At 72.6% G+C, this 12,450-nt stretch carries 16 protein-coding genes and 1 pseudogene; 8 read left to right on the top strand and 9 right to left on the bottom strand.

Translation table 11 applies throughout. The features are described 5' to 3' along the window. Window positions 1–38: 38 nt before the first annotated feature. From BCL76_RS33045 to BCL76_RS33010, 8 genes and pseudogenes are all read right to left on the bottom strand, one after another. Window positions 39–1,037 carry a M56 family metallopeptidase gene (locus BCL76_RS33045; protein ID WP_109783037.1) on the bottom strand — a complete coding sequence of 333 codons (999 nt, stop codon included), beginning with the start codon at window positions 1,035–1,037 and terminating at the stop codon, window positions 39–41. Then, the gene (locus BCL76_RS33040; RefSeq protein WP_109783036.1) at window positions 1,034–1,417 is read right to left on the bottom strand and encodes a BlaI/MecI/CopY family transcriptional regulator; all 384 of its coding nucleotides are present in this window, start codon (window positions 1,415–1,417) and stop codon (window positions 1,034–1,036) included. Before BCL76_RS33040 ends, BCL76_RS33045 begins: the two co-directional genes overlap by 4 nt. Before the next feature lie 90 nt (window positions 1,418–1,507). Further along, on the bottom strand, window positions 1,508–2,107 hold the full coding sequence (locus BCL76_RS33035; protein ID WP_109783035.1) for a hypothetical protein: 600 nt from the start codon (window positions 2,105–2,107) through the stop codon (window positions 1,508–1,510). A gap of 79 nt (window positions 2,108–2,186) precedes the next feature. After that, entirely contained in the window at window positions 2,187–3,038 is an 852-nt protein-coding gene (efeU, locus tag BCL76_RS33030) for an iron uptake transporter permease EfeU (RefSeq protein WP_109783034.1), read from the bottom strand. 47 nt (window positions 3,039–3,085) lie between these two features. After that, window positions 3,086–3,298: pseudogene (locus tag BCL76_RS33025) on the bottom strand (deferrochelatase/peroxidase EfeB); the annotation flags it as partial. Window positions 3,299–3,462: 164 nt separating this feature from the next. Further along, window positions 3,463–4,572: an iron uptake system protein EfeO gene (gene efeO, locus BCL76_RS33020; RefSeq protein WP_375137991.1), complete on the bottom strand. Its 1,110-nt coding sequence runs from the start codon at window positions 4,570–4,572 to the stop codon at window positions 3,463–3,465. Between the two features lie 166 nt (window positions 4,573–4,738). After that, the gene (locus BCL76_RS33015) at window positions 4,739–5,680 is read right to left on the bottom strand and encodes a M48 family metalloprotease (RefSeq protein WP_109783032.1); all 942 of its coding nucleotides are present in this window, start codon (window positions 5,678–5,680) and stop codon (window positions 4,739–4,741) included. After that, on the bottom strand, window positions 5,677–6,054 hold the full coding sequence (locus BCL76_RS33010; protein ID WP_109783031.1) for a BlaI/MecI/CopY family transcriptional regulator: 378 nt from the start codon (window positions 6,052–6,054) through the stop codon (window positions 5,677–5,679). Before BCL76_RS33010 ends, BCL76_RS33015 begins: the two co-directional genes overlap by 4 nt. A gap of 182 nt (window positions 6,055–6,236) precedes the next feature. On the opposite strand from BCL76_RS33010, the gene BCL76_RS33005 reads away from it, so the two are divergent. The 8 genes from BCL76_RS33005 to BCL76_RS32970 all read left to right on the top strand — a co-directional run bounded on the left by BCL76_RS33005 (window position 6,237) and on the right by BCL76_RS32970 (window position 11,257). Next, on the top strand, window positions 6,237–6,908 hold the full coding sequence (locus BCL76_RS33005; protein ID WP_109783030.1) for a DedA family protein: 672 nt from the start codon (window positions 6,237–6,239) through the stop codon (window positions 6,906–6,908). Continuing rightward, window positions 6,905–7,510 carry a phosphatase PAP2 family protein gene (locus BCL76_RS33000; RefSeq protein WP_109783029.1) on the top strand — a complete coding sequence of 202 codons (606 nt, stop codon included), beginning with the start codon at window positions 6,905–6,907 and terminating at the stop codon, window positions 7,508–7,510. Before BCL76_RS33005 ends, BCL76_RS33000 begins: the two co-directional genes overlap by 4 nt. After that, entirely contained in the window at window positions 7,507–8,193 is a 687-nt protein-coding gene (locus BCL76_RS32995) for a phosphatase PAP2 family protein (protein WP_109783028.1), read from the top strand. Before BCL76_RS33000 ends, BCL76_RS32995 begins: the two co-directional genes overlap by 4 nt. 15 nt (window positions 8,194–8,208) lie before the next feature. Further along, window positions 8,209–8,652, top strand: a complete 444-nt coding sequence (locus tag BCL76_RS32990; RefSeq protein ID WP_109783027.1) for a hypothetical protein — start codon at window positions 8,209–8,211, stop codon at window positions 8,650–8,652. 328 nt (window positions 8,653–8,980) lie between these two features. Then, complete coding sequence (locus BCL76_RS32985; protein WP_109783026.1) at window positions 8,981–9,220, top strand: DUF6479 family protein; 240 nt, start codon at window positions 8,981–8,983, stop codon at window positions 9,218–9,220. Between the two features lie 60 nt (window positions 9,221–9,280). Further along, complete coding sequence (locus BCL76_RS32980) at window positions 9,281–9,934, top strand: HemK2/MTQ2 family protein methyltransferase (RefSeq protein ID WP_109783124.1); 654 nt, start codon at window positions 9,281–9,283, stop codon at window positions 9,932–9,934. Beyond that, window positions 9,918–10,226 carry a CDGSH iron-sulfur domain-containing protein gene (locus BCL76_RS39280; protein ID WP_109783025.1) on the top strand — a complete coding sequence of 103 codons (309 nt, stop codon included), beginning with the start codon at window positions 9,918–9,920 and terminating at the stop codon, window positions 10,224–10,226. The genes BCL76_RS32980 and BCL76_RS39280 overlap by 17 nt, the downstream gene beginning before the upstream one ends. Next, a complete protein-coding gene (locus BCL76_RS32970) occupies window positions 10,223–11,257 on the top strand; it encodes an iron-containing redox enzyme family protein (protein WP_109783024.1) in 1,035 nt (344 codons plus the stop codon). The genes BCL76_RS39280 and BCL76_RS32970 overlap by 4 nt, the downstream gene beginning before the upstream one ends. 327 nt (window positions 11,258–11,584) lie before the next feature. Here the strand turns inward: BCL76_RS32970 and BCL76_RS32960 are convergent, their stop codons facing one another. After that, window positions 11,585–12,190: a hypothetical protein gene (locus tag BCL76_RS32960; protein ID WP_258310045.1), complete on the bottom strand. Its 606-nt coding sequence runs from the start codon at window positions 12,188–12,190 to the stop codon at window positions 11,585–11,587. Window positions 12,191–12,450: the final 260 nt, after the last annotated feature.

The raw sequence follows: 12,450 nt of genomic DNA, 5'->3' as shown, positions 1-12,450 counted from the left end.
GCCCGCTGCACGCGGCCGGTGGAGGGGCTCCGTGTCGGCTACGCGCCGGAACCGAACAGGGCGTGCAACGTGCTCCAGAATCCCGAGCAGCCCGAGGGCACACCCAGCAGTTGCCCCGCCGCGTACTCCACGTACTCGTGCAAGCCGTAGGCCAGTGCGAGGGTTCCCCCGGCGGTGGCGACCACCGTCACGGCGAGTGCGGTGGCGCCCGCCCTACGGGCGCTCCCGCGCGGACCCTGCGGCTGGGGCCCGAGCAGTGCCTCGACACGCCGCGGTACGGGCCCGCTCGTCGCCGACAGCAGCGGATAGCCCCCGCCCCGACCGTGAGGGGATCCTGCCAGCGCGGCACGGGCGACGGCCGCGGCCGCGATCCGCCGGTCGCCCACCACGGCTGCCGCGTCCTCGTCCGCCCAGCGTTCCAGGTGGAAGACCAGAGCGTCGCGCAGGCCGCGCAGGGCGGGATGGAGCACGGCGGCGAGGTCGGCCACGGCCGACAGCAGGTGGTGGCGGCCGGCCAGGTGGGACCGCTCGTGGGCCAGCAGGACCGCGCGCTCGCGCTCCTTCAGGGACCGCACCATCCCCGCCGTGACCACGACCCGGCCGCGGCGCCCCCGGTAGCCGGGAAGCGCGAACGCGTCGACATCGTCTCCCGGGATCACCAGCAGGTCGCCTTCTGCGGTGCCCTCCTGCGCCGAGAGCCATGCCCGCTTGAGCAAGGTGCGGTGCTGGAACCAGCGCCGCACCAGCAGAACCAGCTGGACGAGCATCGCCGCTCCGGCCGCACCGGCCACCGGCACGGCTGCCGGCCACTCCTGAAGTACTCGTGTGAGCGACAACTGTTCGAGCGAGGCGAGGAAGGGGACGTGGAAGAGACCGAACAGCATGGAGACCGTCGCACCGGCGAGCAGGACCGCGGCACCGGTGAGGACCCAGCACGCCCAGCGGGGCGGAAGCACCTGCGCGAGGCGCCGGGCCACGGCCGCCGCGCCCCAGGGGAAGAGCAGAACAAGGACGAGCAGGAGCAGCACGAAGGTCACGCGGGGTCTTCCTCGGCTTCCAGCAGCAGCTTGCGCAGCGTCTCCTCGTCGTCCTCGGACAAGGAGGACACGAACCGCTGCAGCACCAGGTCACGCCTGGGTTCGCTCTCCAGTTCGCGCCGCATCCGGCCGGCGACCAGCCCGGCGGCGTCCTCGACCGGCTCGTAGGCGAAACCGCGCCCCGCAGGTACCCGCCGGAGGGTGCCCTTCTCGTGGAGACGTACGAGGATGGTGGCCATCGTCGTCCTGGCCAGCCCCGTGCCCAGTGCCGCGTTGACCTCGTGTGCGGTCATCGGCTTGCCTGCCTGCCAGAGCACCGCCAGCACGTCCGCGACGAGCTCGCCGTGCGGACGTCTTTCATCCCGGCCCTTGCCCGCCATGTCCACTCCCGTCCCGCCACTTCTGAGGTATGCCTAATCTACCGGCCCGTCATGGCCGGCCGGACCCGTGCACACCTTGCGGGCCCGTTCTCAGGGGTTGTCGCGCTGGATGAGGCGGAACCCGCCCGAAGGCGCGGTATCGCCCGCCCTCCGCCGCAGGTAGGAGGAGGGCGAGGACTTCGACCTGCGCGCGCGAGCTGCGCCGACGAGCACCTCCAGAAGGGGGGATGCCTTGCGCAGCTTGCGGAACTCGTGCGGTTTCAGACCCGCTACCTGCGCGGCGGTGTTCCGGTCCGCACCCCGGCTCACGGCCAGTACGGCGACCCGGATCGCCGCCGGTGTCCTTCGGCCCGGGAGCTGCGCACCGTGTGCTCGGGCCAGGGCCGTCGCTGCTTCGATGGCGGCGGCGAAGGCGGGGTCCTGGGCCAGCCAGCTGTGCACCAGATGCTCGGGTACGTCGGCCCACACCGCGGCGGCCCGCGGGTCGAGGCCTCGTGCGGTGGCCTGCAGGAGGGCGGCCATGCGCGCGAGACGGTCGTCGCGTTCGTTGGGCAGGTCGTCCAGCGACTGCGCGAGTGTCCGCTCGGCTTCCTCGCCTTCGGTCAGCCAGCTGACGGCGTGCTCGGCGCGTCCGGCCGTGCTGTGCGGCGGTGGGGGTGGGCTGGGTTCGGGTGTGTGCGGCTCGTACATCGGAGGTCCCCGTCGTTGGCGGTGTGACGGCTTCGGGTTCCGGCGGGAGGCTGCGAGGGGGCCGGGACCGGGCCTGGTGCTATTCGGCGGCCGGCTGTCCGGCCGGCTCCGGCTCGGGGCGGGCGGCCGGAACAGAGCGTTCGGGTGCCAGGAAGAGGAACATCACCGGGACGACGTACAGGGCCCATACGGTGAGCTGGAGGAGGGTGAGGTCGGGCTGGAAGTTGAAGACGCCCTTGAGCAGCGTGCCGTACCAGGAGTCCGGGGGGATGGTGGCGCTGATGTCGAAGGCGAGGTGGTGCAGGCCGGGCAGGAGGTCTGCTTCCTGGAGGTCGTGGATGCCGTAGGCGAGGACGCCCGCGGCGACGACGACGAGCATCGCGCCGGTCCAGCGGAAGAACTTCGCCAGGTTGATCTTGAGCGCGCCGCGGTAGAAGAGCCAGCCCAGCACGACGGAGGTGGCCAGGCCCAGCAGGGCGCCGACGAGGGGGCGGACGCCGTCGCCGGTGGCCTGGACGGCGGTCCAGATGAACAGGGAGGTCTCCAGGCCCTCGCGGCCCACGGCGAGGAAGGAGGTGACGACCAGGGCGCCGGTGCCGACGGCGAGGGCGGCGTCGAGCCTGCCGTGGAGCTCGGACTTCAGGTGGCGGGCGGTGCGGCGCATCCAGAAGACCATCCAGGTCACCAGGGCGACGGACAGGATGGACAGGCTGCCGCCGAGGGCTTCCTTGGCCTGGAAGGTCAAGGTGGAGGAGCCGAACTGGAGGAGGGCTCCGAAGGCGAGGGAGAGCGCGACCGCGATGCCCACGCCGGCCCAGACGGGCGGTAGGCGGCGGCTGTTGCCGGTCTTGACGAGGTAGGCGACGAGAATGCAGACGACCAGACTGGCCTCCAGTCCCTCGCGCAGTCCGATGAGGTAGTTCCCGAACACGTCGGTTCCCTTCTGAGAGTGCGGTCCCCTTGCTGGGTCCGCGGGGGTCAGGCGAACAGCTCCCGGCCCCACCGGTCGTCCGTGGTGCGGACGACCGGGGGGATCGCGAAGATCGCCGAACCCACGTGCTGGGTGTACTCGTCGAGTGCGTCGTTGCGGGCGAGCGAGGTCCGCACGGGGATGAGGCCGGTACGGTCGTCGCGCTGGTGGGCCAGGAAGAGCAGGCCCGCTTCCAGGCGGCCGAGTCCGTCGCTGCCGTCCCGGGCGCCCTCACCGACCTCGCGGCCCGCGGTCATCCGCTCGGCGGCCCGGGTCCCGTCCCGCCGGAGCTGGATCAGCTCCGCCCGGTCCTTCGTCTTCACATCGAACGCGGCGAAGTGCGGCCGGTCCTGCACGGCGGTGGCGCCTTCGTGGGTGGGCCGGTTCACTTCGTCACGGCGGCGGCGAGCTTGGACAGTGGCTCGGCGAGCGCGTTGACGCCGTCGGAGAGCTCCTTGCGCTCGCTCTCGCCGACCTTGTCGTAGGCGGTGAAGTCGTAGCCGCTCGGGTCGGTGCGGAACTTGTCCAGCAGCGTGTTCAGCGCGGCGAACTGCTTGTCCAGCTCGGCGACCAGCTGCGGGTCGTTCTTCCGGGCGACCGGCTTGAGGAGTTGGAAGGACTTCTCGGCGCCCTCGACGTTGCCCTTGAAGTCGACCAGGTCGGTGCGCGAGTAGCGCTCCTCCTCACCGGTGACCTTGCCGGTGGCGACCTCGTCCAGCAGTTCCTTGGCACCGTTGGCCATGGAGGTCGGGGTGATCTCGGCCTGCCCGACGCGCTTGACCCAGTCCGTGAGGTCCGCGTCGAGCTGGTCGGCGAGCTGCTTCTCCCGGTCGCCGATCTTGTTGTCGGCCCACAGGGCCTTCTCCAGGCGGTGCCAGCCGGTCCAGTCCTTCTCCGGGTCCTGACCGGCCTCCAGGCCGTCCTCGCGGACGTCGACCTTGGGGTCGATGTCACCGAAGGACTCGGCGACCGGCTCGGTGCGCTCCCAGCCGATCCGGGACGGGGCGTAGGCCTTCTTCGCGGCTTCGACGTCGCCGGCGCGGACGGCGTCGGTGAACGCCTTGGCCTTCGGCAGCGTCGCGTCGGCCTGCTCCTGCACGTACGTACGGAAGGCCGCCACGGCCGCGTCCATCTCCGGGGACCGGTGGGCGGATTCACCGCCGGTGGCCTTGACCGGCCGGCGTAGGCCGTCGCCCTTCATACCGGGCTTGCACACGACCGTGTAGTCGCCGGACTTGATCTCTGCCGTGAGGCTCGCCTTGGTGCCGGGGCCGATGTTCTCGCGCTCGGTCACGATCCGGTCGTCCGGGTACAGGACGTAGACCTCGGTGACCTTGGTGCCGCGGTTGTCCACGTTCAGCGTGAGGTGACCGGCGGGGAACTCCTTCGTCGAGACCTCGCAGGCGTCGTCCTTCGCGACCACCTGGACCGTGCCGTCGCCGCCCTTCGTGTCGGTCTTCTGCGCGCAGCCCGCCAGTGAGACAACGGCGGCCATGGCGGTGCTGACGCCGACGATCAGGGGACGGGAGCTGGCGGGCATGGGGCCTCGTTTCGCGTGGCAGGGGGGCGCCCCGGACACGTCTCGCCGGGGGCTGCGGCGGAGTCTACATAAATGTAGTCGCTGAGGAAAGGCTGCCCTAAGTCCGCCGTGGCCAGGGGCCTCAGTCCGAAGGGGCCTCACCTTGGGCGGTCTCGACCCCGCGGTGCAGCCGGACGGCCCCGGACAGCGAGGAGGCGCCGGCAGCCGTGCACACGAGAACCGCCGCTACGAGGGCTGCGGTCAGGTGCCGCACGGGCGCCTGCACCAGCAAGGCCTTGACCCGGGCGGGAACCGGTCCGGTGGTTCCTCCGGCCGCGACTGCCGGGCGCCGAGGTCCGGCCCCGTGCGAGGTCGCGGCGAGCGCGGCCCGGCCGACCGCACGAGCGGCGAGCCTGCGGTCACCACAGCCGCGGGCGGCGGCCTCGTCGGCGGCGCGCTCGGCGGCGAAAGAGACCTCCGTGATCGCGGCGGCGAGGGCCGGATGGCACCAGCCGGCCAGCCGGGCGACGCCCAGAAAGAGGTGGTGACGCGCGGCGAGATGCGCCCGCTCGTGTGCCAGGAGCGCTTCCCGCTCCCGGGCGTCCAAGGCACGGAGCATGCCGGAGGTCACCACGATCCGGTCCGCCCCGCGCCGGGCCCCGGGCAGCGCGAAGGCGTCCGGGCGGTCGTCGTCGACGACGCACAGGCCGCCGGCTTCCGGAAGGCTCGCCACCCGCCGGCGAGCGCGACGCAGACATCTCAGCTCCGAGGCCGCACCTCGCACCGCGGCACACACGCCGACGACGACCGCCCCGGCCGCCAGTACGGAGGCACCGGACACCAGGGCCGGCGGGCCCACATGAAGCGGGTGAAGCAGATGCGCGAGCCCACCGAGAACGGGCACGCGGAGGGCGAGCGGCAGCACCAGGGCGCCGAGGCAGGCGACGACGGCCACGGCGAGAACCGCGCTTGCACCGGTGACCGCACACAGGGCGATGTCGGGGCGCACCCGTGCGACGATCCTGCGCGCCAGTAGCGGCAGGGCCCAGGGCAGCACCAGGGGAAGCAACAGAAGAGCGATCATCCGCTCCCCTCCTCGTCGAGCAGACGGCGCAGTTCGGCTTCGTCGTGCGCGGTGAGCCCCTTGACGAAACGGGCCAGTACGAGGCCACGGTCACCACCGCCCCCGTCGAGCTCCCGATGCATCCGACGGGCCGCCAGGCCGTGGGAGTCCTCGACCGGGAAGTACACGAACCCCCGGCGGCCGGGGCGCCGCCCCACCGCTCCCTTCTCCAACAGCCGGGCCAGCAGGGTCGCCACCGTGGTGCGTGCCAGGTTCTGCGATATCGCCTCCCCGACCTGCGCGGCCGACAACGGTCCGCCGGCCGCCCACAGTGCCGCGAGAACGCCGGCTTCGAGCTCGCCGGCGGGCCTGCGCTCGCCCTCGGTATCCGCCATGGAACGCCTCCACCCACGAATCGTCTACATTGATGTAGACCGACTACTGTCTTGTAGACAGAGTAGGCGGTCCCCGGCGACGGCACCGTCGCACGTCCCATACCTCCACAGCCCAGACCTCCGCAGCCCATTCCTCCGCAGCCCTCACCCCCGCACCAGCCCGGCAACGAAGGGTCACCCGCATGACACTCGCGCATCCGGCCGCCACACAGATGCACCTCGCCGTGAACCTGCTCGACGCGCAGTCGCTGCTCGCCGCCTTCGGCACGATCGGCATCGCCTTCGTCCTGTTCGCCGAAACCGGCCTGCTCATCGGCTTCTTCCTGCCCGGCGACTCCCTCTTGTTCACCGCCGGGCTGCTGTGCGCGGGCTCGACCACCCGGCCGGGTCATCTCTCGCTGCCCTGGGTTCTCACGGCCGCCGCGTGCGGAGCACTGGCCGGCGCGCAGACCGGATATCTCATCGGCAGAAAGGCAGGACCGGCCTTTCTGGCCCGGACCAGGTCCGCCAAGATCCGCGAAGGCGCCGAGCGCGCTGCGGACATCCTCCACCGGTACGGCCACGCCAAGGCGATCGTGCTCGCGCGCTTCCTGCCGATCGTGCGTACGGTGCTGAACCCGCTGGCCGGGGTCCTGGCCGTGCCGGCCCGCGTCTTCACCCTCTGGCAGGTACTCGGCGGCCTCCTCTGGACGGTCGGCCTGGTGCTGGCCGGATACGCCCTGGGCGCCTCGGTACCCGCCGTCGACCGCTACCTCCTGCCGATCATCGCGGCCGTCGTCGCCGTGTCCCTGGTGCCGATCGGCCTTGAGGTGCTCCGCTCCCGCCGGGCCCGGCAGACGGGTGAAAGCGCATGACCGGCCTCCGGCTCGGCGCCGGCTCGTTCGATGCCAACACCTACCTGGACATCGTCGAGACCGCGCACGACGCACCCGCCTGGCTCGACCACCTGATCACCGCCTACTCCGACTACGGACTCGTCGTCTTCGCGATCCTCATGCTGCTCGCCTGGCACCGTGCCCGGCATCTGAGCCCCGCGAAGGCCCTGATGGCCCTGGCGACACCTGTGCTGACGCTGATCGCCTTCGTCGTCAGCTCCGTACTCAAGCCGGTGCTCCACGAAAGCCGCCCCTGCCGATCCCTCCACGTGATCACCCTGGAGGCGTGCCCCGCGCCGTCGGACTGGTCCTTCCCCAGCAACCACGCCACCCTGGCGGCGGCCGCGGCCGTCGCGCTCTGGTTCGCCTCGAAGCGTCTGGGGGCCGTCGCCGTTCCGGCCGCCCTCGCCATGGCGGCCTCCCGCGTCTGGGTGGGCGCGCACTACCCGCACGACATCGCCGCGGGACTGGTCGTCGGATCCGTCGTCGCCGCCTTGACGGCCGTCCCGCTCTCCCGGCACGCGCAGACCTTGGCGGCACGCCTCGACCGAAGCCGCCTGCGGGCCCTCGTAGCCGCATGAACACCGCTCGGGGCCCTCGCGCCTCACCCTCGGACCCAGGCCGCCGGCATCGTCACCCGCTCACGCCGGCGGCGTCGGCGGCGTTCGCCTTCGCCGCTCTGACCGCGGCGCTGACGGCCGGCGGTCTCGCACCGCTTCCCGGTGACAGCTCACTGACGCAGGCCGCCGTGGACCACCGGCCCGGAGCCGTCGTCGCCGCTCTCCAGGTCGTGACCGCCACCGGAACCGGTTTCGCCCCCTACCTCCTCGCCGCCACAGCGGGATTGATCCTCGCGGGTCGGCGGCCGAGGACCAGGACCGCGCAGGTTGTCCTCGCGTGCGTCGGCTGGCTGGCGCTCGGACAGGCGGTGCGCTTCGGCCTCATGACCCTCATCGCCCGCCCACGCCCACCGGAGGCGGACTGGCTCACGCACGCCTCTCGCCACGCCTACCCCTCCGGCCATGCCACCACCTCGGCGATGGCCGCAGGCCTGATCGTGGCCGCCCTGATCAGCAGACGACCCCGCGGACACCGGGCCTGGATCGCGCTGACACTCGCCTGGGCCGCCGCTGTCGGCGCGAGCCGCGTCTGGCTCGGCGTGCACTGGACCACCGATGTCATCGCCGGCTGGCTGCTGGCCCTGACCTGGACGGCCCTGGCCGTCGCGGCAGCAGCCCGCATCCACACCGAGGGCGCGGCGTAACCTTCCGACCACGACGTGGTGCCTTGGCTGCTCTTCCTGCTCGCCACGCTGTTGTGCGCCACCGGTGCGGCCCCCCGGCGGCACTCGGCCCTCGCCGCGAACCACCTGCACGTCGACGGCGCCGCCCTGTTCGGGGGCACCTTCGCCATCAACCTGGCCGCCGCGCTCATCACATGGCCGGTCTTCGGCCGCCGCCGCGGGACGGCGCCCACCCGGGCGCCCGACCCGGTACTCGGTGCCGAACAGGTGGCCACTCCGGTGGCGATGGTGTTGCTGGTCCTCGGCACCACCGTCCTCTCGCTGGACACGGGCCTGTTCGCGCTCACGCCGGCAGCGGCCCTGGCCGTCGTGTTCCGTAGCACGGCCCAGCGGGCCGCGAAGGAGATCTCCCTCGGCGAGACGATCGCCGCGGTCGGTGTCTCGCTGCCGTGCTGCGCTGGGGCGCGGGGGTGTGCGTGATCGCCCCGGGCGCGGTCTGGCTCGCGGTCGCTTTCGGATCTCGCCTGCCGGCCGGCGTCGCCGGTACAGGGCAACGCCGACACCGGCCCGATCCGCACACAGGCGGGTCAGCGCACCCCGGAGCGCTCGGTGCTCGTCGCTTCTCATCCTCGGCCGGAAACAGAGCCCGGACGGTGGGCTCCGTCCGCGGGGCTCACGGCATCCGCACGCCGTGCCCACCCGCTGTTCAGGGGTGAACCCTTCCGGCGCGCCCGGCTCGCGGGAGGGGGCGGAAGCGGAGCGCACGCGGCGGATGTGCAAAGCACGGGATCGCGGGTAGGCGCAGCCCATGATCGCCTCAGTGCCCCTCGCGGCCTCCGCCTTCCCGTCCCTCTACCTGATCCTCGTCGGCGTGATCGTCGTCGTGCTGCTGATCGGCGCGTTCTGGTACGGCACCAGACGCGCGGCGGCCCGCAAGGACCCCGGTACGCACCCGTCGGAGCAGGGTCCCGCGGCCCGGGCCCGACGCGAGTCCTGGCAGACGCCCGACGGCGCCGGCGCCGATCCCGACCCCCGGCAGCGCCCCTGACCTTTCGCGAGCGACCAGGAGGAAGCCGTGCCCGGTACAGCCCTGACGCGCACCGACCCCATGCCACGCCTCATCGCCCTTCCCGGCGTCTACCGGCCCCAGGCCGACACCCTGCTGCTCGCCGACGCCCTCGCCCGCGAGCCCCTACGCCCGGGCGCGGAGGTCATCGAGATCGGGACGGGTACCGGAGCGCTCGCTCTGCGCGCCGCTGCCCGGGGCGCCGAGGTCACCGCGGTCGACATCGCGTGGCCCGCCGTGCTGGCCGCCCGGCTGAACGGATGGCGCCAGCGCCGTAGGCTGCGCATCCTCCACGGCGACTTCGCCACCCGAACCCGTGGCCGCCGCTTCGACCTGGTCCTGGCCAACCCGCCGTACGTCCCGTGCCCCGACGCCCGGCTGCCCACCCGGGGCGGCCGGCGCGCCTGGGACGCGGGCACGGACGGACGGGCCCTCATCGACCGGATCTGTGCGACCGCCCCGGCGCTGCTTCGGCCCGGCGGGGTCCTCCTCATGGTCCACTCGGGGATGTGCGGGGCACAGGAGACCCTTCGGCTGCTCTCCCGGCACGGAATGTCCGCGCGGGTCACCGAACGGGCCTCGGTGCCTTGGGGGCCGGTCCTGCGCTCACGCCGGGTCTGGCTGCAGGAGCAAGGCCTGGCGGAGGACGGCGATGACCAGGAGGAGCTGGTGATCGTCCGTGCGCAGTCCCTCTGAAGGCACTTCTGAACCCGGGCGGGTCCCGCAGGCTCCCGTCGGACGGGCCCCCCGTGCCCGGCGCCCCCGGCGCGTGGCCGTGGACCGCTCCGGGTCCGTGGACCGCTGCGGCCCGGTCCTGGTCGAGGGCCCGGTCGAGATCGTCCTGGAGGACGGGACGACCGCCCGGTCGGACCGGTTCATGGTCGCCGTGTGCACCTGCCGCCGCAGCCGTACGTACCCCTGGTGCGACACCAGCCACCGCCCCCGCGAGCGCGCGACCCCGGCACCCGAGGACAGGAACGAGCCATGACCGCACCCACCCGCACCGCCGTCCCCGCCGCCGGGGCCGCCCCCGCTCCCGTGCTGGTCGAAGGGCGCGGGCCGCTGTCGCGCGCGGTGGTGGACGCCCTGCGCGGCGGCCGGCCCCCCGCCCACACCACCGCGGCGCTCCTCAAGGCCGACCCGTGGGGCGAGGACCTCCAGCTCGCCCTCTACCTGCTGTACGAACTGCACTATCGCGGTTTCGCGGGCGTGGACGAGGCCCTGGAATGGGATCCGGACCTGCTGCGGCTGCGCCGCGCCCTGGAGGACCGGTTCGGCCACGCGCTGCGGTCGGAGACGGCGGATACCCCCGGGACCGTGGCAGAGGCGTTCGGCCCCCTCCTCGTCGAACCCGTGGACCTGAGCGGCAGCTTGAGCCACCACCTGGAGACCGAGGGCGAGCTGTGGCAGCTGCGCGAGTACGCGGCCCTGCGCTCCCTGTATCACCTGAAGGAGGCCGACCCCCACGCCTGGGTGATCCCGCGGCTCGGCGGCCGGGCCAAGGCGGCGATGGTCGCCATCGAGTACGACGAATTCGGCGCCGGGAACCCCGAGCGGATCCATGCCCGCCTCTTCGCCGACCTAATGGACGACCTAGGCCTGGACACGGCGTACGGCCGCTACCTGGACCAAGCACCGGCGCCCCTGCTCGCCACCGTCAACCTGATGTCGTTCCTCGGGCTCCACCGGGCCCTGCGCGGGGCGCTGGTCGGACACTTCGCGTGCGTGGAGGTGACGTCGTCGCCCGGCTCGCGACGGCTGGCCAAGGCCATGCGCAGGTGTGGGGCGGGCCCGGCGGCCGAGCACTTCTACGCCGAGCACGTGGAGGCCGACGCCGTCCACGAGCAGGTCGTACGTCATGAGGTCATCGGCGGGCTGCTGGCGGACGAGCCGCACCTCGAAGCGGACGTCGCGTTCGGTTGCGCCGCGACCGTGCTCCTGGAGGACCGTCTGGCCGCGCACATCCGCAGCGAGTGGAGCCAGGGTCGCTCGGCCCTGCGCACCCCCCTGCCCACCTAGTGCCGTGACCGGCAAGGTTCACCGGGTCGCGACGCCCGGCACGGCACCTCGCTGCGTTGTTGGACCACGCAAGTACGTCCGGTACGAGCCGTGGCCCTCCGCCTTGCGATGCACCGCACCGGACGCCGCAACCCGGCGAACCTTTCCGGCCACGGCACTAGGCCGTCTCTTCCGGATCGTGTCGGGCCCGGCCCGCATCGAGCAGGGGCAATGGAGGTCCGGCAGCCGGCGGGCGACACCACGCACCTCGCTGACCATCCGGTCGGCTGCCAGGGCCCGCACCACGCTGGTGCCCGCGTTGGCCGGTGGCACCGGTGACGGCGACTCTTATGACGCCCACCCGGCCCTTCCCGGCGAGCCGTGGCGTGACGGTCCTGCACGGCCACGGGCAGAGACGGTCGCGGCGCTGGTGAAGGTGCGCCGTACGGCCTCCACCCGCAACGCCTCCAGTACGGACTCCTGTCGCACGGCGCGATCCAGGAGCCGGTCGATGGCGGCCTGGTCCAGGCGGGGTTCGCTGACCGCGAGGACTCCGAGTGACCGCCACAACGACGCCTTGCCCTCGACCCCGAGACGCATGGCTTCGAGCTCGAGGACGTCACTCAGAGGTGAGCGCTTCACCAGGCGACCGTTGAGTTTGAGCCTGCCCGCCTTCTCCGCCAGCCGCCCCGCGACCACCCTGGGCCACTTCGCGGGCACGTCGAGAGCGCTCATGAACTCGCGCAGGCTGTCGCGGTCCTCGGTGATCTCCGCGGCGAGCTCGGCCAGACGCCGACCCGCGGGCGCGTTCCGGTGGGCCCGGGCCATGCGGCGGATCAGGGAGACCCCGCTGCCGGCGCCCGCGAGATGGTCGTTGAGGTAGATCGCCAGGAACCTCTGTGGCTCCGTAGGGGGCCGGGAACCGAGGCCTGCACTGGGGGGTCGAGGGTTCATGGCAATGCCGATCGCTCGGGTGTTCCGGTTGCCTGGCACGGACTCGCGCGACCTGCTCACGCACCGTGCGCAAGACCTGATTCCTGATACCTCACAGCGCGGCCCGTGGCCTCACTCCCCCGACCGGACCGGCGGACCTCGAACCGCACGATTGGCGCGTGCCCCCACCCACCGGACGCAAACCCTGCCGACGGACCCGGACCGGCCAGGGGCTCCTACGGCTGTCCGCGAGCACAAGCGGCGACGAGATGTGACGACCC

The sequence above is a fragment of the Streptomyces sp. CG 926 genome (genome assembly GCF_003148825.1).
Classification (GTDB): Bacteria; Actinomycetota; Actinomycetes; order Streptomycetales; family Streptomycetaceae; genus Streptomyces.
The sequence above is the reverse complement of the archived record's forward strand: the minus strand, read 5'-3'. Positions and strand labels throughout refer to the sequence as shown.

Bases quoted from the DNA above. Each gene is read 5' to 3' on its own strand.
- BCL76_RS32980 (WP_109783124.1), top strand. From the start codon at position 9,281: ATGCCACGCCTCATCGCCCTTCCCGGCGTCTACCGGCCCCAGGCCGAC.
- BCL76_RS32985 (WP_109783026.1), top strand. From the start codon at position 8,981: ATGATCGCCTCAGTGCCCCTCGCGGCCTCCGCCTTCCCGTCCCTCTAC.
- BCL76_RS33000 (WP_109783029.1), top strand. From the start codon at position 6,905: ATGACCGGCCTCCGGCTCGGCGCCGGCTCGTTCGATGCCAACACCTAC.
- BCL76_RS33015 (WP_109783032.1), bottom strand. From the start codon at position 5,680: ATGATCGCTCTTCTGTTGCTTCCCCTGGTGCTGCCCTGGGCCCTGCCG.
- efeO (WP_375137991.1), bottom strand. From the start codon at position 4,572: ATGGCCGCCGTTGTCTCACTGGCGGGCTGCGCGCAGAAGACCGACACG.
- BCL76_RS32995 (WP_109783028.1), top strand. From the start codon at position 7,507: ATGAACACCGCTCGGGGCCCTCGCGCCTCACCCTCGGACCCAGGCCGC.
- BCL76_RS33005 (WP_109783030.1), top strand. From the start codon at position 6,237: ATGACACTCGCGCATCCGGCCGCCACACAGATGCACCTCGCCGTGAAC.
- BCL76_RS33010 (WP_109783031.1), bottom strand. From the start codon at position 6,054: ATGGCGGATACCGAGGGCGAGCGCAGGCCCGCCGGCGAGCTCGAAGCC.
- BCL76_RS32970 (WP_109783024.1), top strand. From the start codon at position 10,223: ATGACCGCACCCACCCGCACCGCCGTCCCCGCCGCCGGGGCCGCCCCC.
- BCL76_RS33035 (WP_109783035.1), bottom strand. From the start codon at position 2,107: ATGTACGAGCCGCACACACCCGAACCCAGCCCACCCCCACCGCCGCAC.
- BCL76_RS32960 (WP_258310045.1), bottom strand. From the start codon at position 12,190: ATGAACCCTCGACCCCCCAGTGCAGGCCTCGGTTCCCGGCCCCCTACG.
- BCL76_RS33040 (WP_109783036.1), bottom strand. From the start codon at position 1,417: ATGGCGGGCAAGGGCCGGGATGAAAGACGTCCGCACGGCGAGCTCGTC.